This window comes from Corallococcus sp. M7, from assembly GCF_054512695.1.
Window position 1 is genome coordinate 6,557,498 of the sequence record NZ_CM137252.1, and the last position, 17,379, is coordinate 6,574,876.

Annotated in this window: 13 protein-coding genes and 2 pseudogenes; 6 read left to right on the forward strand and 9 right to left on the reverse strand. The window is 70.7% G+C overall.

Going from position 1 to position 17,379, the window contains the following annotated elements:
- The first annotated feature begins 165 nt into the window (after positions 1-165).
- The gene (locus tag ACX114_RS26310) at positions 166-1,653 is read left to right on the forward strand and encodes a phytoene desaturase family protein (RefSeq protein WP_459288914.1); all 1,488 of its coding nucleotides are present in this window, start codon (positions 166-168) and stop codon (positions 1,651-1,653) included.
- A gap of 52 nt (positions 1,654-1,705) precedes the next feature.
- On the forward strand, positions 1,706-1,963 hold the full coding sequence (locus ACX114_RS26315; protein WP_459288916.1) for a hypothetical protein: 258 nt from the start codon (positions 1,706-1,708) through the stop codon (positions 1,961-1,963).
- A 16-nt stretch (positions 1,964-1,979) separates the two neighbouring features.
- Here ACX114_RS26315 and ACX114_RS26320 read toward each other — a convergent pair whose 3' ends face one another.
- The 8 genes and pseudogenes from ACX114_RS26320 to ACX114_RS26355 form a co-directional block, all read right to left on the reverse strand.
- Positions 1,980-2,879, reverse strand: coding sequence for an ethanolamine ammonia-lyase light chain EutC (locus ACX114_RS26320; RefSeq protein ID WP_459300290.1), 900 nt, complete (start codon positions 2,877-2,879; stop codon positions 1,980-1,982).
- A 3-nt stretch (positions 2,880-2,882) separates the two neighbouring features.
- Positions 2,883-4,216, reverse strand: a pseudogene (eutB, locus tag ACX114_RS26325) (ethanolamine ammonia-lyase subunit EutB); the annotation flags it as partial.
- Between the two features lie 126 nt (positions 4,217-4,342).
- The gene (locus ACX114_RS26330; protein WP_459288917.1) at positions 4,343-5,737 is read right to left on the reverse strand and encodes a hypothetical protein; all 1,395 of its coding nucleotides are present in this window, start codon (positions 5,735-5,737) and stop codon (positions 4,343-4,345) included.
- Between the two features lie 44 nt (positions 5,738-5,781).
- Positions 5,782-6,939, reverse strand: a complete 1,158-nt coding sequence (locus ACX114_RS26335; RefSeq protein WP_459288919.1) for a dienelactone hydrolase family protein — start codon at positions 6,937-6,939, stop codon at positions 5,782-5,784.
- Complete coding sequence (locus ACX114_RS26340; RefSeq protein WP_459288921.1) at positions 6,936-8,894, reverse strand: two-component system sensor histidine kinase NtrB; 1,959 nt, start codon at positions 8,892-8,894, stop codon at positions 6,936-6,938. Before ACX114_RS26340 ends, ACX114_RS26335 begins: the two co-directional genes overlap by 4 nt.
- A gap of 77 nt (positions 8,895-8,971) precedes the next feature.
- Complete coding sequence (locus ACX114_RS26345) at positions 8,972-9,901, reverse strand: TIGR02757 family protein (RefSeq protein ID WP_459288923.1); 930 nt, start codon at positions 9,899-9,901, stop codon at positions 8,972-8,974.
- A gap of 13 nt (positions 9,902-9,914) precedes the next feature.
- Positions 9,915-10,412 (reverse strand): MogA/MoaB family molybdenum cofactor biosynthesis protein, encoded by a 498-nt coding sequence (locus ACX114_RS26350; protein WP_459300292.1) that lies wholly within the window; start codon positions 10,410-10,412, stop codon positions 9,915-9,917.
- A gap of 218 nt (positions 10,413-10,630) precedes the next feature.
- Complete coding sequence (locus tag ACX114_RS26355) at positions 10,631-10,945, reverse strand: Rieske (2Fe-2S) protein (protein ID WP_223742329.1); 315 nt, start codon at positions 10,943-10,945, stop codon at positions 10,631-10,633.
- A 78-nt stretch (positions 10,946-11,023) separates the two neighbouring features.
- Between ACX114_RS26355 and polX the strand changes: the two genes are divergently transcribed.
- Genes polX through mrtX form a run of 3 tightly spaced genes read left to right on the forward strand, consistent with a single transcriptional unit; the run spans position 11,024 to position 14,125 of the window.
- A complete protein-coding gene (polX, locus tag ACX114_RS26360) occupies positions 11,024-12,772 on the forward strand; it encodes a DNA polymerase/3'-5' exonuclease PolX (RefSeq protein ID WP_459288925.1) in 1,749 nt (582 codons plus the stop codon).
- A gap of 19 nt (positions 12,773-12,791) precedes the next feature.
- On the forward strand, positions 12,792-13,403 hold the full coding sequence (locus tag ACX114_RS26365) for an MXAN_2756 family trypsin-like serine endoprotease (RefSeq protein WP_459288927.1): 612 nt from the start codon (positions 12,792-12,794) through the stop codon (positions 13,401-13,403).
- Complete coding sequence (gene mrtX / locus ACX114_RS26370; RefSeq protein WP_459288929.1) at positions 13,400-14,125, forward strand: myxosortase MrtX; 726 nt, start codon at positions 13,400-13,402, stop codon at positions 14,123-14,125. Before ACX114_RS26365 ends, mrtX begins: the two co-directional genes overlap by 4 nt.
- 8 nt (positions 14,126-14,133) lie before the next feature.
- On the opposite strand, the gene ACX114_RS26375 is transcribed toward mrtX, so the two are convergent.
- Positions 14,134-14,967, reverse strand: a complete 834-nt coding sequence (locus ACX114_RS26375; protein WP_459288931.1) for a class II glutamine amidotransferase — start codon at positions 14,965-14,967, stop codon at positions 14,134-14,136.
- Between the two features lie 215 nt (positions 14,968-15,182).
- Here ACX114_RS26375 and dnaK point away from each other — a divergent pair.
- Positions 15,183-16,789, forward strand: a pseudogene (gene dnaK, locus ACX114_RS26380) (molecular chaperone DnaK).
- Positions 16,790-17,379: the final 590 nt, after the last annotated feature.

A 17,379-nucleotide genomic window follows, 5' to 3' on the forward strand; every position in this document is an offset into this window, starting at 1 on the left:
AAGCGGCCGGCCGCCTGTCTCCCCTTCGGGTGGGGAAAAGAATCGCGGCGGGAGTGCGGGCCCGTTAGGAAACTCCCGTCGCGCCTGGCCATGTGCGCGATACCGGCACCGGAAGGAGCGGGTCTCCCCCGGCCCGCTCCCGGTGCCGGTCCTTTCACTCGATCAATGGCGGACACCTGGTACGACGCGGTGGTGGTGGGTGCGGGCTTCGGCGGCCTGGGCACGGCGCTGGAGTTGTGCCGCCGGGGCGCCCGGGTGGCGCTGTGCGAAGGGCTCAACTACCCGGGCGGTTGCGCGAGCACCTTCCGGCGCGGTGGCTACGCCTTCGAGTCCGGCGCCACGCTGTTCTCCGGCTTCGGTGAGCATCAGCTCTTCGGCCGGTGGATCCGCGAGCATGCGCTGGACGTGACGGTGGACTGGTTGGATCCCCTGGTGGAGCTGCGGACCCCGGGGATGCGGTTGCCGGTGCACCGGGACCGGGAGCGGCTCATCGCGGAGCTCTGTGCGTTGCCCGGCGCGCCCGTGCGGGGCGTGCGGCGCTTCTTCGAGTTGCAGGGACAGGTGGCCGGTGCGCTGTGGCCCTTGTTCGATGACCCGGACCTGTTGCCGCCGTTGAACCTGAAGACGGTGATGCGGCACGCGGGCCGTGCATGGTCCTACGCGCCGCTGGCACGGTGGCTGGGCCGCCCGTTGGGCGCGGTGCTCGCGCAGCACGGGCTGGAGGGCTTCACGCCGCTGCGCACGTACCTGGATGCGCTCTGTCAGATCACCGTGCAGTGCCCCGCGGCGGAGGCGGAGGCGCCTTTCGCGTTCGCGGCGATGGACTACTACTGGCGCGGCACGGGCCATGTGCGGGGCGGAATCGGCCGGCTGGCGACGGCGCTGACGAAGGCCATCACAGCGCGGGGCGGCGACGTGCTCATGGCGAACCGGGTGCGCGCGGTGACGCCGGTGGATGGCGGCTGGCGGGTGACGGCGCGCAGGGGTGAGCTGCTCGCGCGGCATGTGGTGGCCAACACGTTGCCGCAAGGGCTGCGCACGCTGATGGATGTTCCCGTGGGGAGGCTTCCCCGGGTGGATGCACTCGCGGAGCGCGTGGATGACGGCTGGGGCGCCGCGATGCTGTACCTCGTCGTGCAACCTCCCGAGGGTGACTCCGGCGGCGCGCATCACTTCGAGCTGGTGCGCGACGAGCAGGCCCCCTTCATCGAAGGCAACCACCTCTTCGCGTCCATCAGTGGAGCGGCGGATGAAGGCCGTGCACGGCCGGGCCAGCGCACGATGACGGTGTCCACCCATGTGTCGTTGAAGAAGCTCGCGGGCATGGCACCGGAGGAACAGGCTGCCTGGTTCACCGGGCTCCACGCGCGGATGCGCGAGAACCTGGATGCGCTGCTGCCGGAGTGGACAGCCAACGTCGTGCACGCCATGACGGGCTCGCCGCGCACGTTCCAACGCTTCACGCTGCGAGAGGCGGGCGCGGTGGGCGGAGTGCCCCGGCGCGCCGGATTGGACAATTACCGCATCCTGGGACCGTTCCAGGCGCAGCGCGGCGTGTGGTTGGTGGGGGACTCCGTGTTTCCGGGCCAGAGCACCCTCGCGACCGCCGTGGGTGGCGTGCGCACCGCGGCAAGCATCGCCGCGGTGCGCTGAAGCTTTGTCTGACGTAAACCGCGTATGGTTTGTGCCCCCTCACGGAGGACACATGCGCACGTTCCTGATTGGCGGTCTGTTGGCGTTGGCGGTGGGCTGTGGCGGTCCCATGGAGCAGGAGTCCGAGCCGAACCTGGCCACGCAGGAGGCGCCGTTGCCGGACTGTTCCAACGAGCCGAACGCGAACCTGTACCGGTACTACAGCGACGCCGCGCACACCCAGCTCATTGGTGAGTATGGTTGCTATTGCGGCGGGCTCTACTACTGGGGTGGCCGGTCGGTCTATTCGGAGTACATCCAGGAGTGCTGAGCCGTTGAACGCGGACCTAGGCCACTCCTGAAACCATGGGAGTGTTCGAGGTCCGCGTCTCCCCGAGGATGCGCGCCGACTCCACGGCGGCATCCTCCGGCCGGACGCTGGTGTCCGAGATTCCGGCGATGAGCCGGGTGCGGTCGTGGTCCACCGCGCCCGGCTTCGCCCAGGTGTCCGCGTCCGGAGCGGTGAGGTACGAGGAGAACGCGTGGTGCCCGGAGCCGGGGCGCTCGCCAATCACATGCACCAGGGCGCGCGGCCGCGGGTCCCCTTCCGCGCCGAACAGCAGGTGGCCCACCTGGTAGCCCGCGCGCACCCGGCCGTGCTTCACCACCAGCACCTCCGGCGCCACCCTCCAGCCATTCGCCTCCAGCTCCGCGCGCAGCCGCGTGAGGAACGGCGCCAGGTGGCCCTCGTCCATCAGCGACCGGGGATCCAGCCCGTCCGACACGACCACCTGCGCGTCGTACCGGCCCGCGTGCCGGTCGCGCAGCGCGCGCACCGTCGCCTCCGAGGCCTCATCCAGCGACTCGCCGGACGGCGGATGCAGGATGTAGTCGCGGCGGTCCAGGGAGCGCGTCTGGAGCCGCGCCGCGCCCGGGATGGACTCCACCGTCGCGTCGGACAGCGCCGACCAGAGCCCCACCTTGCCGTCGTCGTAGAGGCCGCGCACCTCCCGCTCCAGCGCGGGCTCATGCGTCCAGGGCGCATCGCCGTGCCCCACCGCCAGCGGCACGCCCCGGGCGCGCACCTCCGCCATCTTCGCTTCCGCCTCCGCCCGCAGCTCGGCGTCCGTCCGCGTGTCGCCCTTGGCCCGGCGGTAGTGCACGTAGACGTGGGCAGGGTCGCCGAAGTGCCTCGTGGGCCGGCCGTCGGCGTTGATGACGCCCAGGCGCTGGAAGAAGGCCCACATCCGGTCGTCCACCTTCAGGCCGTACCGCTCGCGCAGCCGCACGTGGTCCTGGAAGGACGTGGTGAGGTAGCTGAGCATCGGATCATTCCGCGTGGGCAGCGCCATCAGGTACGCGGACCGGCCTCCGCGAGCTGCTCCTGGCACCAGCCCAGGTCATCCAGCGTCACGTCCATGTGCAGCGTGGAGCACACGTCCAGGCCCAGCGTAAGGCCGTGCAGCTTGCCCATCACGATGTCTTCCAGGCAGCAGCGCACCAGCTGCTCGCGCGTGCGGAAGACCTCCGGGCCAATGAAGCCCGCCACGTCGTTGACGTGCACCCACGGCGCCGCGTCCCGCCCCGCGCCCGACTGCGCCAGGGCCACGCGGCGCTTCAGGGCTCGCGCGAAGCCGTACTTGCGCGACTCGTGGATGAGCATGTCCGTGCCGAAGTGGTGCCCGTTCGTCGCGTCCGCGCCCTGCCCCGTCTCGAAGTACAGGCCCCACTTGCCGGTGCGCGCCGCCGCGTGCGCCACCATCTTCTCGATCGTCACGTCGAAGGTGCGGTTGGCCGCCTCGTTCCCACCGAGGCTCTGGAACCAGATGCCCGTGGTGCCCGGCCGCTGCGCCTCCACCTGCGCCTGCACGTCGATGTGCGCGAGCACGCAGTGGGGCATCACCTCCTCCAGCCCGAACGTCACCAGCACGTCGTGCAGCGCGGACTCCACCGCCGCCACGGACGCCACGTCCGACGACACGGGGTTGGTCCCCAGCACCACGTCGCCCACCGCGAAGGCCCAGCCGTTGAAGACCTGCCAGCGGATGTCGTCCGGATGATCCGTGGGCGAGTTGGGCTGCAAGCGCGCGCCCAGGTAGCCCTTCGCGCCCACGCGGCTGCCCGGCAATGGATGGAAGATGCGCCCACCGACTGCCTTCAGCTCCGCGTCGCTCATCAGCTTCACGACGCACGCGATGACGTCACTGGGCAGTCCGTCCAGGATGTCATGCACCTGGGACTCCGGCGCGGTGAGCAGGAAGTTCTTGAGCTTTCCCAGCGTCCAGTCCGCCACGCTCTTCCAGCGCGCCGCGTCCCAGGCCTCCAGGTTGAAGACATACAGCCGGTCCTCGAACGGAGGATGCGCGTGCAGGTCGTCCAACCGCGTGCGCGACAGCAGGGTCCGCGCGTTGCGCCGCGAGTCCTCATCCGCCGCCGCGACACCGATGGCGTCGTCGCCTTCCTTGAACGCATTCGCCGCGCCCAGCACCTGCTGATACAGGCGCGCGTCGAAGCCGCCGCTCAGGCGTTGCACGTAATCCAATACATCTTCATGGGGGAGGACGTCGGGGATGCGGACGTTCATGGGGCCATCAGCTTTAACCGGCGGCCCCGCCGCGCCACCATCCCCCGAGGGCGCTGTCACCTGCGTGACGCCCGGACGCCTGCTCACCACGATGCTTGGTGTTGCAATCGTTAGCGCGCTGAAAGCTCACCCGCCGTTCTTGCCCGGCACACATCCCACCGGAGGCTTCCAGGTGAGCAACGCGTCCACCCGTGCGTCCTGGACCTGCGACACACCCTCCGGTGCGTCGATGCTGTTGACGCCGGGCTCACGCGTGAAGTCGAGCTCCCGGGCCGGGACGGGCAGTGCCGGGCAGCCCTCCTGCAACGTGGCCTCGGCCTCGTTCATGAGCACGTTCGCGTGGTCCTCGCCCGCGGCCCACGAATAGGGATACGTGAACTTTCCCGACAGGGGCTCCGCGCCTCCGGGAGGAAACCACTTCCAGCTCAGTCGCGTCTGTGCCGTGGAGCCACCGAAGCCCCCGCCGGAGACTCCGCCCAGGATGCCGTCATCGGTCGCGGGCCATTCAACGCGGAGGCCCTTCGGCACCGGGATGCGCACGGCCTCCACCTGCACCCGGTCATTCACCTCCGGCTCCAGCAACAGCATCCACAGCAGCTCGCGGAGCCGCTCCGGCGACACGCGTCCCACCTTCACACCGGACTGCCGCGCGGCATTCGTGGCGGCTCCGTCCACCCGGCCGTCGGACTTCAACGCCAGGTCGGAGCAACTGCTCGATCGGTACAGGGTCCCCGTCGCCAGGTGATAGGCGTCGAGCTGATCACAGAAACTGTAATGGCCTCGCCGGCCCCGGATGACCAGCCAGCCGTCCATCGGCGCGCGGATGCGGCCCAGCGGCAGCACCGTCTGGACGTTTCGCGCGTTCGGGTTGATCGCCAGACAGACTCGCCAGGCCTTGTAGCGGCTCCTTGAAGGCTGCCTCCGGGCGTCCTTCATGCAGTCCGGCGGAGGCGGCGGATCCTCGTCGAACGTGCCGGGGCGCCGGTTCTCCGGACGGAAGGCCTTCTCCGCCCGCTCTCGCCAGGCCTCGGTCTCCGCGCCGCACTCACCGGCGTTCAGGGGACACAGCAGGGATGCCAGCCGGTGCTTCGGTGACGACTCGCGCGCCAGCACGCCGCGAAGTTCCGGAGGAATGACGACGGTCTGCGCTCCGGCACGGCCCAGCTCCAGTTGGGACGTGAAGTACGCCTTGCCTCCGTCGCGCCACCACGCCTTCAACGCGAGCGCGGGCGCGACAGTCTCCTCGTCCCAGGTCAGCGGCTCCCGGCGCTCCTCCTCGCGGGCGATGCCGAAGCAGCGGTGGCTCAGCAGGAGCATGATTCCCGACCGCACCGCCTCGACCTCGCCATCCATGGGGAGCGCCTCCATCCGCGCATCGAACGCGGACAGCTCCTCCCGCGCCGCCTTCCAATCGGCGGAGTCCGGCGTACACGGGACGATGCGCTTCGCCTGCGGGGGCGCGGCCGCCAGCAGCCAACCCAGCCCGAACGACGCGATGAGGGACACGGACATGCCCGCCATGGCAGCCGCTCCCGGGCTCGGACGTCAAGTCGCGCGGTGGCGCACTACTCGTCGAGGAGGGCCGACCAGAAGCGCACCAGCTTCAGCGACTCCATCACGCTGGCCTTCCGGTCCATCTCCGCGTGGGTGATGAGCGGCGTGGGCAGCAGGTGCACGCGCGTGTGCGGCTCCAGCGTGCGCGCCAGCAGCGTGGATTCGATGGCGGGGATGACGGAGTCGTCCATCCCATGCAGCAGGTACACCGGAGCACTCGGCGCGGGAGAACGGTCCGGCGACAGGGACGGGTCTCCGGCGAAGTCCTTCACGAAGGGCAGCAACCGGGGCCCCAGCGCGGCCACGTCCCGCGTGTTCACCTGATGCAGCAGCGTGGCGGCGGGCTCCGGCAACGTGGCCTCCATCGCGCGCGCCTCCGCGAACGCGGCCTCCGCCTGCTTCGAGTCCACGAGCGTCAGGTGCGACGCGTGCATGAACTTCAGGACGCCGCTGCGCAGGGCCTCCACCTGCTCGGGCGGCACCAGCCGGTCCGCGACGTTCAGCAGGATGACCACCACGCCGTAGTCGTGCGGTGTGCGGTGCGTCCCGTCCGCCTGCACGCCCGTGCACAGGAAGGACAGCACGCGGGACAGGTCGCCGTGCCCTCCGAAGGACAGCACCGCGGCCACCTTGTCGCGCAGCGCGGGCCGGCCCGCCGCGACGACGGACAGGCCTCCGGAGAAGCTGATGCCGAAGAGGTCCACCTTCCCCTCCGGCGCCAGTGAGCCCGGCCCCAGCGCCCACAGCGCCGTCTCCTCGATGATGTCCGGCAGGCACGGCGTGATTTCGTAGCGCAGCAGGTCCGGCGGCTCCGGCGTGAGCACCGGATGTCCGCCCATGGCCAGGTCCTCCGCCAGACTCACCAGCCGGGGCTCGTCGATGCCCGCCGCGTGCACGCCCGACGTGAGCACGATGAGCCGGCCCCTGCGCCGGTCCGGACGGTAGAGCCGCGCGCGCACCGGCCCGTGGTGCGTGGGCACGCTCAGGTCCGCGACGCTGAAGGCCCCGGTGCCATAGCTGCTGGCCAGGGCCGTGGCCTGCGTGCCGTGCATCCCCGCCGCGCGCAGCACGAAGGACAGCCCTCGCAGCTCGGGCGGTAGCAGGAAGAAGGCCGCGACCAGCAGGGCCGTCAGCACGGCCCCCAGTGTCCAGCGCGTCCGGTGCTTCATTGCATCAGGGTTTCGACGAAGGTGCACAGCTGGTCGCGCTCGAAGGGCTTCTCCAGCAGCTCTCGCGCGCGGCGGCCCACGAACTCGCGGGCCTGCGGGTTCACCCCGCCCGTCATCAGGCCGGTGCGCGGCGCCAGCTCCGGCGCCAGCCGCTCCAGCTCCACCAGGAAGTCCATGCCGCTCATGCCCGGCATCATCAGGTCGCAGAGGATGGCGTCGAACTTCTCGCCGTGCGACAGGCGCTTCAGGGCCTCGCGCGCGTCCTGGATGACGTGCACCTCGTAGAGGTTGCGCAAGAGGCGGCTCACCGCGCTGCCCACCGCCGGCTCATCGTCGATGAGCAGCAGCCGGCGCAGGTCTCGCGTCGCGCGCACCGGCTGCGACGCGGGCTCTTCCGCCACGGCAGGGACGGCCTGCGAGGGCCGGGCCGCTTCGGGCGGCAGGGTGAGCGCCGGCAGCTCCACGCGGAAGAGGCTGCCCTGCCCCTCTTCGCTGGCCACCTCGATGTGGCCGCCCATCGCGTGCACCAGCGTGAGGCAGATGGACAGGCCCAGGCCCGTGCCGCCCTTGGGCGAGCGCGTGGTGAAGAACGGATCGAAGATGCGCTGGCGCACCTCCGCGGGCATGCCGTGCCCGTTGTCCTCCACCTCGATGAGAACATGGCCCTCGCGGCCCGGACGCACGCTCAGCTTGATCAGGTTCTCCTCCGGAGCCCTGTCGCCGAAGGCCTGGAGCGCGTTCGTCAGCAGGCCCGTGACGACCTGCGCCAGCCGGCCCTCGTTGCCATGCACCGCGGCCACCGGCTCCAGGTCGCACGCCATGCACGCGCGGTGCTGGAGGTCGTCGCGCATCAGCTTGACCGCGTTCTCCACCGCGCGCCGCACGTCCACCGGACCGTGCTGCTCCTCCTCCGTGCGCGAGAACGTCCGCAGGTCGCGCACGATGGAGCGCACCCGCCCCGCGCCCTCCAGCGCCTCGGCCACCACCTGCCGCAGCTCCTCCAACTGTTCGGGCGGAACTGGAAGCACCGGCTGCGCCACGCGCTCCCAGAGGTAGGCCAGATTGGAGGTCACATAGGAGAGCGGGTTGTTGATCTCATGCGCGACGCCCGCGGCCAGCGTGCCCACGGACGTCATCCGCTCCGCCAGCCGCCGCTGCGTCTCCAGGCGGGAGCGCTCGGTGACGTCGCGCACGAGCCCCACGAGGAAGCGCTCGCCGTTGGGCAGCATGTACGCGGCCCGCTGCGTGAGCACCTCGCGCGAGCGGCCCTTGGCGTCGGTGAAGGAGCCCTCGTCCTCCACGGTCTGCCCGGTGGTGAAGGCGCGCTCGTCCTGGCGCCATGACGCTTCGGCCTCGTGCGGCGGCACCTGCGCCGAGGAGACCGTGCCGCGCAGCGCTTCGGCGGGTTGATCCAGCAGGCGGCAGTAGGCGTTGTTGACCGCCACGAGCCGGTGCTCGCGGTCCTTGATGAACAGCGGCTCCGGCACCGCGTCCAGCGCGCCCTGGAACATGTCGCGGGCCCGTCGGAGCGCCTGCGCGTCCCCGTCCGAGGACCTGCGCCGCAGCGCCACGAGCCTCGCGCCCCAGCGCGTGCCGGGCGGCGCCACGCACTCGTCCGCGCCCGCGGCCACCAGCGCCTCCGCCTCCTCGCCCTCGCGCTTCGTCAGCACGACCAGCCAGGTCCGGGTCTGCAACCGGCGCGCATGCGCCCACTGGCAGCGCGCCTTCACGGCCTCCAGCGGACCGCCGTGATCCCACAGGACGAGGAGCCCTTCGGGCAGCGGCTCCGGCGGAGACTCCACGCGGATCACCCGACACGCGCGCCCTTCGGCCGTGGCGCAAAGATCGCGCTCCACGTCCTGGGCCACCGGGGCTGGAACCGCCACCAGCATTGCGTGCACCGCGTCGCTCCTCGCGCCCCGCGGGATCATTCCGCCCGCGTCGCTCGACCGCATTGCAGCCTTGACCGCGCCAACCCGTCAACGCGGGGCCGCGCGGACTGCCCGTAGCCCATTTCCGGGTCGGGTGGGACTCAGAATTGCAGTGAACCGCGCGCGATGACGCGGGGGCCTACCTTGCAGGAAGGTAGGAGCGAGCAGCGCTCGCAGTGCTGGGGCAGCGTCTTCGCCGGGCAGGCGCCACTCATTCCGTAGTGACACAAAGCAAAGTCGTAGCGGACCGGATCTTCTGGATCGAGTGCCCTCAAGGATGCCGTCACCTCCTCGGCGGTCCGCCAGGTGAGGTCCGTACGCTGCGTCAGGCCCAAGTGCAGGGCCATGCGTCCGATGTGCGTGTCCAATGGAACCAGCAGTGCAGATGTGGGCACCTGCTTCCAGATGCCGAAGTCCACCGCGTCCGGTCCGCGCACCATCCACCGCAGGTACAGGTTGAGGCGCTTCGCGGCGCCCGGGCCCAGCGGCGAGGGCAGCAGGTGGTGCAGTCCCCGCTCCGGCCCCATGGCCTTGCGGAGCGCGGCCATGGGCACGTCCCGCAGCGCGGCGGTGAAGGCCGCGAGCGCTCCATGCAGCGTGCCGCTCGCCTGGAAGCCGCGCACGAACAAGGCCTCCAGGCTGCCGTGCTCGCGCAGCGCGCGGCCCATGCCCAAGAGCAGCACCGCGAGGTCGGTGCCCACGTTGAAGCGGTACACGAAGCCCGTGAGCAGCGCCTTCGCGCCCTTCACGTCCAGCGCGCGCACGAAGGCCGCGGGGGACGGCCCCATCTGTTTCAGGAGCGCGTCCACCTTCGGGCGGAAGAGGTCCGCGCGCCCGTAGGCCAGCGCCGCCGCGAGCAGCGCGCTGACCTCCACGTCGCGTGGATCCGTGTAGCGGTGGGGGAACTCCACCGGGTCGAAACCGATACGCGCCGTCTGATCCATGGACGCCAGGAAGGCATCCAGGCGGGGGCGCAGGAGGTCGGCCGCCTGGGTGCTCAGTCCTGTATGGGCGACACGGCGCTTCTTCATCACGCGTCCAGTCCTAACGCGTGAGCTCGCGCACCGCGTGGCCCAGTTCCGGGAGGATGAGCGCGTCCAGCGCCAGCCGCACCGCCTGCGGCGAGCCCGGCAGCGCGAAGAGGATCATCCCCTGGTACGTGCCCGCCGTGGCGCGAGACATCATCGCGGGGCTGCCGATGCGCTGGAACGACAGCATCCGGAACAGCTCGCCGAAGCCGGGCAGCTCCTTCTCGAAGAGCGCGCGCAGCGTCTCCACCGTGCAGTCGCGCCGGCCAATGCCCGTGCCGCCCGTGAAGAGCACCGCGCGGGCCCCCGCCGCCTGCGCCTGCGCGAGCGCGCCCCGGATGGCCTCCGGATCATCCTTCACCACCGTGTGACCGGCGACGGTGTGCCCCGCGGCGGCCAGGCCCTCGCGCAGGTCCTTGCCGCTGCTGTCGTGCGCTTCGTCCCGGCTGTCCGAGCACGTCACCACGTACGCGCTGACGTGGACCGGCGCGCGCGACTTGTGCTCCGCCGCCACCGCGGATCCCTCGTGCGAGTGCCCGTGGTCGTGGCCGTGGTCATGACCGTGGTCGTGCGAGTGCCCGTGGCCATGGTCGTGGTCATGGTCGTGCGAGTGGCCGTGGCCGTGGTCGTGTGAATGGCCGTGGTGGTGGTGATGGCCGTGGCCATGACCGTGGTCATGGTCGTGATCGTGTCCGTCGTGTCCCATGGTGGACGCTCCTGAAGGCGGAAGGCTCAAACGTCGGGCAGGTCGACGACGAGCGTTCCGTCCTCGACCGTGAGCTGCACCGTCGGCTGGTCATCACAGACGCCGGGCGAAGTCGCGTTCTGCCCTGTGTCCATGTCGAAGCCGACCTCATGGCAGGGGCACACGACCATGTTGTCCTCGAGGCGTCCGCCCGACAGCAGACATCCGGCGTGGTTGCACCAGTCATCGAGGCCCTTGTAGCGGCCGTGGATCTTCGCGATGCAGACGTTGCGCTTGCCGATTTCGTAGCCCCGCATCTCCCTCTCGGCGAAGTCCGCGGGTCCCAGCTTGATCTTCGTCATTGCGTTCCTTTTCCCACAACCCGTCCGGGCCTGCACCCCCGTTCCCCCGGCATTAATTTCCCGACCGTGACTCCCGACGTGACACCCTCCACAGCCGTGCTCACCGACAAGGCGGCCGTTGCCCAGCTCCTCCGGGACATGTCCCTCCTGCTCCAGCTCCAGGGGCAGAGTGGCTTCCGCGTCCGCGCCTACGACATCGCCGCGGACCGCATCGCGAACCTGCCGCAGGACCTGGGCGCCATCGTCACCGAGGGTCGCCTGCAGGAGCTCCAGGGCATCGGCCCGGGGCTCGCCGAGAAGCTCACCGAGTTGGTGACGACCGGCCGCATGACGGCGTTCGAGGAGCTGAAGGCCCAGTTCCCCGCCGGCCTGTTGGAGCTGATGAAGCTGCCGGACGTGGGCCCGAAGAAGGTGGCCGCCCTGTGGAGCGAGCTCCAGGTGGGCAGCGTCGAGGACCTGGAGCGCGCCTGCAAGGACGGCCGCGTGCGGGAGCTCAAGGGCTTTGGCGCCAAGAGCGAGGCGAAGCTCCTGGACGGCATCGCCGTGTACCGGCGCGCGCGGGGCGAACGGAAGCTCTTGGGTGAAGCGCTCCCCATCGCGGAGGGCCTGCTGGAGCGGATCCGCCAGGCCCCGGGCGTGGTGCGCGCCAGCCTGGGCGGCAGCGTGCGCCGTCGCGCGGAGACCGTGTCCGACGTGGACCTCATCGCCTCCGCGAAGGAGGCGGGGCCGGTGCTGGACGCGCTCGCGAACGCGCCGGGCGTGGCGACAGTGATTGGCAAGGGCGAGAGCAAGTGCTCCGTGCGCATGGTGCAGGGCGACCTCCAGGTCGACCTGCGCGTGCTGCCGGACGAGGACTTCGCCACCGCGCTGCACCACTTCACTGGCTCCAAGGCGCACCACATCCGGCTGCGCAACCTGGGCCACGAGAAGGGCCTCAAGATTTCCGAGTGGGGCGTGCACCGCGAGGACGGCACCAAGGTCCCCGTCCCCGACGAGGCGACGCTGTACCGGCTCCTGGGCATGCAGGAGGTGCCGCCGGAGTTGCGCGAGGACAACGGCGAGGTGGAGGCGGCCAGGGCCGGGAAGCTGCCGGAGGACCTGGTGACGCTGGAGGACGTACAGGGCGCGGTGCACGCGCACAGCACCTGGTCCGACGGCCGCAACACGCTGGAGGAGATGGCGCGCGCGGCCCAGGCGCTGGGGCTCAAGTACCTCACCATCACCGAGCACAGCGAGGCGGCCATCCACGCGGGCGGCCTCAAGGTGGACGACCTCAAGCGGCAGTGGGAGGAGATCGACCGCGTGAACGCGGCGGTGCCCGGCGTGCGGCTGCTCAAGGGCATCGAGGTGGACATCCTGGAGTCGGGCGCGCTGGACTATGCGGACAGCGTGCTGGAGCAGTTGGAGGTCGTCATCGCGTCCATCCACGTGCGCCACTCCCTGGACGAGGACCAGATGACGCGCCGGGTGCTGGCCGCGCTGGACAATCCGCACCTGCACATCCTGGGACACCCCACCGGGCGCCTCATCCAGAGCCGCGAGCCGTACGCGCTGCGCATGGAGGAGGTGCTGGAGCGCGCCCGGGAGCGCGGCGTGGCGGTGGAGATCAACGGCAAGCCGGCGCGCCTGGACATCAAGTCCGAGTACGTGCGGCAGGCCGTGGGGCTCGGGGTGAAGCTGGTGGTGAGCTGCGACGCGCACCGCCAGGAGGACCTGAAGAACCTGGCCTACGCGGTGGCCACGGCGCGCCGGGGCTGGGCGCGCAAGCAGGACATCCTCAACACCCGGTCCGCGGAGAGCTTCCTCGCCGCCCTGCGGGAGCGCTGATAGGCTTCCGGGCGCGAAGATGTTCCGCCCGTTCCTGCTCGTCCCCGCCCTCCTCTGTCTCCTCCTGGCCCTGCCCTCGCGGGCCGGCGCGGAGGCCCGTCCGTCGCGCGCCGACCTCCAGCGCGTGCTGGAGCTGCACGCCCGCTCGTCCGTGCGCGTGCGCGGTCCCCAGAACGCGGGCCCCGGCATCATCGTGGGCGCGGATGGACAGGTGCTCACCGCCGTGTCGCTCGTGGGCCCCGACTCCGTCCAGGTGGTGCACGCGGGCAACGCCCTGACGGCGCGCGTGGTGCTCTCCAGCGCGGCGCTCCAGGTCGCGGTGGTGGCGGGTCCCCAGGGCACGTGGCCCGCGGTGCCGGTGCGGCTGGTGCCGGAGGGGCTCGCGGGCCGCTGGGTGGTGGGCGTGATGCCCGCGCGCAAGAAGGGCCAGCGAGACATGCCCAAGGCCGCGGTGGCGAAGGCCGCCCCCGCGCCGTTCTTCGACGTGGACCTGACGCTCGCGCCGGGCAGCCCGCTGTATGACGGAGACGGGCGGCTGGTGGGCGTCGTCGTCGAGCGCCGGGGCCGCGGGGCTCGCGCCCTGCCCCTGTCCGCGGTGAAGGCGGAGCTCGCCTCGGCGGACGCGCCATGAGCCGGCCTTCGGGGCCACCGTTCAAGTTGAGCGCGGTGCAGGAGGCGATGGGCCTCTGGGCGCTGGGCTTCCTGGGCATCATCGCGGCGTTCCTCATCGCCGGCGGCACCAGCGTGCCCAAGCTGGTGGCCACGGTGGGCTTCCTCTACCTGCCGCTCATCCCCATGCGCTGGCGCGACGAGGACTACCGCGACTACGGCCTCACCCTGCGCGCGTGGAAGCAGGACGTGAAGCTGTTCCTGGTGATGTGCGCCATCGTGGGGCCGCTGTTCTTCGCGGGCTTCGCCGCCTTCGTGCAGGTGGTGCCGCACCTGCCGCCCGGGCTCGCGCGCCACCTGACGCCCATCATCGGCGAGGGCCACTTCCAGCCGCGCCTGCCCCCGCGCTTCGGCGAGTGGGTGATTGATCAGCTCTTCGTCGTGGCCCTGCCGGAGGAGTTCTTCTACCGGGGCTACCTCCAGGCCCGCCTGCGCGACGCGTGGCCCCAGGGGCGCGTGGTGCTGGGCGCACGGCTGGGGCGCGCCTTCTGGGTGACGGCGCTCCTCTTCGCGCTGGGCCACCTGGCCATCTTCCAGACGTGGCGGCTGGCGGTGTTCTTCCCCGCCCTCCTCTTCGGCTGGATGCGCGAGCGCACCGGCACGCTCGTCGGCTGCTCGCTCTTCCACGCCGCCTGCAACCTCTACGTGCGCTTCCTGGAAGTGTCTTTCTTCGGCGGCCCGTAGCGGCCCTTTCAGGACGGCGGCAGGTGTTGGACCTGGAGGTCCTCGCCCACCGTCAGCGTCGTGCCCTGCGGCAGCTCCACCCAGCCCTGCGTGCGCGTCACGTGGCTGGCCACCACCACCGTGCGACGGCGGCGGTGCGCGCCCACCTCCGGATGCGTCTCCGGCGTCGCGGGAGTCACGCCGCAGTGGGCGCACTCCGCGCTGCCCTCCAGGCGCGTGTAGTAGAGCGGTGCCTCGCCGCGACGCGTGGCGACCAGCACGGCGCCATTGGTAGCCACCATGTTGAGCGGTGGCATGCGCCGCTGCCCCACCTGCACGAGCGCGGCCTCCACCTCCCGCACCGTGTCGCGCAGCACGCGGCCGGCGACCTCTGGCTCCAGGCGCGGATCATCCGTGCGGCCCAGCTCCCGCAGGCGCGTGAGGAACAGTGCGAAGAGGACCTCGCTGTCGGTGGGGCCGCGCACCAGCCGCTGGAGGTGCTCCGGCACGCGCGACAGCAGCGGGGCGCGCAGGGGCTCGAAGTCCGGCAGAGGGCCCTGGTGGGCGAACAACCAGTGGCGGGCCCGGAAGGGCTGGGTATTCTCCTCGGGCGACAGGCCGAGCGGCAGCCGGTTCGCGTGGAAGAGCACGGCCTCCGATTCGTGCGGCGGCCCCAGGTCGTCCAACGTGAGGTCGCGGTCTGGCGCCAGCCGGCGCAGGAGCACCTCCTCCTGGGCATAGGAGCCCACCCCCAGGGCGTTGGCGCGAGCATCCGGGCGGAGGACGACCTGCCCGGCCAGCCGGTGCAGCTCGCACCGCAGGAGGTTGGGATCCGACGACAGGGCGGCGAGGATGGCGGACATGGAGAGTTCCCCCCTTCACCCTTAGGGATAAGGTCCAAAGGACCCCAGTTCAGCGACGCGAACCCGCTCCCCTGCTCTGGCGCTAAGCCCTTGAAATGGCTGGCATTTGATCAGTCATTGAATTGACACCCTGGTGCGTGGAGCCTAACCTCCGGGCGCTTCCCGACCGCCCTCTCCCCAGAGGAGCCGGGGTGCAGGTCTTCACCGGAGACGGAATGGCGGACGACATCGCAATCGGCATCGACCTGGGCACGTCGTACTCATGCGTGTCGGTCGTCCATGAAGGCCAACCCACGGTCATCCCCAACGAGTGGGGCGAGACGACGCATGCCTCGTGCGTGTCCTTCCTGGAGGAAGGATCCGTGCTCGTCGGCAACGCGGCGAAGAAGAACATCATCACCAGCCCCGAGAACACGGTGTACTCGGCCAAGCGGCTCATCGGCCGGTACTACTTCTCCGACGAGGTGAAGAAGGCGCAGGCGGTGATGCCCTACCGCATCGTCGAGGGCGACAACAACTCGGTGCGCATCGGCGTGCGGGAGCGCAGCTATTCGCTGCCGGAGATCTCCGCGCTGGTGCTCAAGGAGATGAAGGCCGTCGCGGAGACGTACCTGGGCCGCGAGGTGACGAAGGCGGTCATCACCGTCCCCGCGTACTTCAACGACAACCAGCGTCAGGCGACGAAGGACGCGGGCCGCATCGCGGGGCTGGAGGTGCTGCGCATCCTCAACGAGCCCACGGCGGCGGCGCTGGCGTATGGCTTTGGCCGGGACGTCAACCAGCGCGTCGTCGTCTACGACCTGGGCGGCGGCACGTTCGACGTGTCCATCCTGGAGATCGGCAAGGACGTCTTCGAGGTGCTCGCCACGGCGGGTGACACGTACCTGGGCGGCGACGACTTCGACGACCGCATCATGACGTGGATGGCGGACGACTTCCTCAACCGCACGCGGCTGGACCTGCGGCAGAACAAGTACTGCCTGCAGATGCTGAAGGACGCGGCGGAGAAGGCGAAGATCGACGTGGGCCAGTACGGCACCGCGGACATCCTGTGCTCGGGCATCTGCCAGGACGCCAACGGCAACGTGATGGACCTGCGCAACACGCTCAACCAGGACCAGTTCAACCGGATGGTGATGGACCTGGTGCAGCGCACGTTCAAGGTCTGCGACGAGGCGCTCCAGAGCGCGCGGCTGACGGCGGCGGACATCGACGCGGTCATCCTGGTGGGCGGCCCACGCGGCTGCCCATCATCCGCAACTCGGTGAAGCACTACTTCCAGAAGGATCCGCTGGAGGGCATCAACCCGGATCAGGTCGTGGCCATGGGCGCCGCGCTCCAGTCGCACGCGCTGCTCGACAGCAAGACGGAGACGTTCCTGGTGGACGTCACGCCGCTGACGCTGCGGATTGGAACGGTGGGCGGGTACACGGAGAAGATCATCGACAAGAACACGCCGGTGCCCATCGACCGGTCGAAGACCTTCACCACCAGCCGCGACGGGCAGGAGAAGGTGAAGATCCGCGTGTACCAGGGTGAGTCCAACCGCGCCGAGGAGTGCGAGATGCTGGGCGAGTTCGAGTTCTCGGGCTTCCGCATCGGGTATCGCGGCGAGGTGAAGATCGAGGTGACGTTCGAGATCAACACGGACGGTCTGGTGAACGTGTCCGCGTGCGACGTGGAGACGGGCCAGAAGACGTCCACGACGATCACGTTGTCGTCCGGCATGACGGAGGCGGACATCCAGCAGTCGATCCAGTCGAACCGCAACACGCGGCTCGCCGGCCACAACAGCAGCGACCTGCCCGCCGTGGCCAACTAGGCACCGCCGATGTCCGAGCCTTCCGATCCGAACTCTGGCGCGCCGCCAGGGCCCGCCGCGCCCCCGGCCCCCGCGCGTCCGGCGACGCCCGCCCTGCCCCGGGTGACGGCCTCCGTGCCGCCGTCCGTCCCACCGGCGGCACCCCGGCCGCCCACGGCCCCGGCCGCCCGAGCCACGCCGCCCCCGGTCGCGCCGCCCCAGGCGCCAGCGACGGCTCGGCCCGCCTCGGGTCAGGTGCCTGCGGTGCCTCCGGCAGCAGGCGGTGTTCCGCCCGTGGCTCCGGCGACGGCACGGCCCGCGTCGGGACAGGTTCCTTCGGTGGCTCCGGCAACGGCACGGCCCGCGTCGGGTCAGGTTCCTTCGGTAGCTCCTGCTGCTCCAGCGGCGGCCCGGCCTGCGTCAGGACAGGTTCCTTCGGTAGCTCCTGCGGCTCCGGCGACGGCGCGGCCTGCTTCGGGCCAGGTTCCTTCGGTGGCTCCTGCGGCTCCGGCGACGGCGCGCCCTGCTTCGGGCCAGGTTCCTTCGGTAGCGCCTGCGGCTCCGGCGACGGCGCGCCCTGCTTCGGGCCAGGTTCCTTCAGTGGATCCCGC

What these genes read in the sequence shown, in the direction of transcription:
- ACX114_RS26310 (WP_459288914.1), top strand. Translation starts at nt 166, where the DNA reads ATGGCGGACACCTGGTACGACGCGGTGGTGGTGGGTGCGGGCTTCGGC.
- ACX114_RS26315 (WP_459288916.1), top strand. Translation starts at nt 1,706, where the DNA reads ATGCGCACGTTCCTGATTGGCGGTCTGTTGGCGTTGGCGGTGGGCTGT.
- ACX114_RS26320 (WP_459300290.1), bottom strand. Translation starts at nt 2,879, where the DNA reads ATGTGGGCCTTCTTCCAGCGCCTGGGCGTCATCAACGCCGACGGCCGG.
- ACX114_RS26330 (WP_459288917.1), bottom strand. Translation starts at nt 5,737, where the DNA reads ATGGCGGGCATGTCCGTGTCCCTCATCGCGTCGTTCGGGCTGGGTTGG.
- ACX114_RS26335 (WP_459288919.1), bottom strand. Translation starts at nt 6,939, where the DNA reads ATGAAGCACCGGACGCGCTGGACACTGGGGGCCGTGCTGACGGCCCTG.
- ACX114_RS26340 (WP_459288921.1), bottom strand. Translation starts at nt 8,894, where the DNA reads ATGCGGTCGAGCGACGCGGGCGGAATGATCCCGCGGGGCGCGAGGAGC.
- ACX114_RS26345 (WP_459288923.1), bottom strand. Translation starts at nt 9,901, where the DNA reads ATGAAGAAGCGCCGTGTCGCCCATACAGGACTGAGCACCCAGGCGGCC.
- ACX114_RS26355 (WP_223742329.1), bottom strand. Translation starts at nt 10,945, where the DNA reads ATGACGAAGATCAAGCTGGGACCCGCGGACTTCGCCGAGAGGGAGATG.
- ACX114_RS26365 (WP_459288927.1), top strand. Translation starts at nt 12,792, where the DNA reads ATGTTCCGCCCGTTCCTGCTCGTCCCCGCCCTCCTCTGTCTCCTCCTG.
- mrtX (WP_459288929.1), top strand. Translation starts at nt 13,400, where the DNA reads ATGAGCCGGCCTTCGGGGCCACCGTTCAAGTTGAGCGCGGTGCAGGAG.
- ACX114_RS26375 (WP_459288931.1), bottom strand. Translation starts at nt 14,967, where the DNA reads ATGTCCGCCATCCTCGCCGCCCTGTCGTCGGATCCCAACCTCCTGCGG.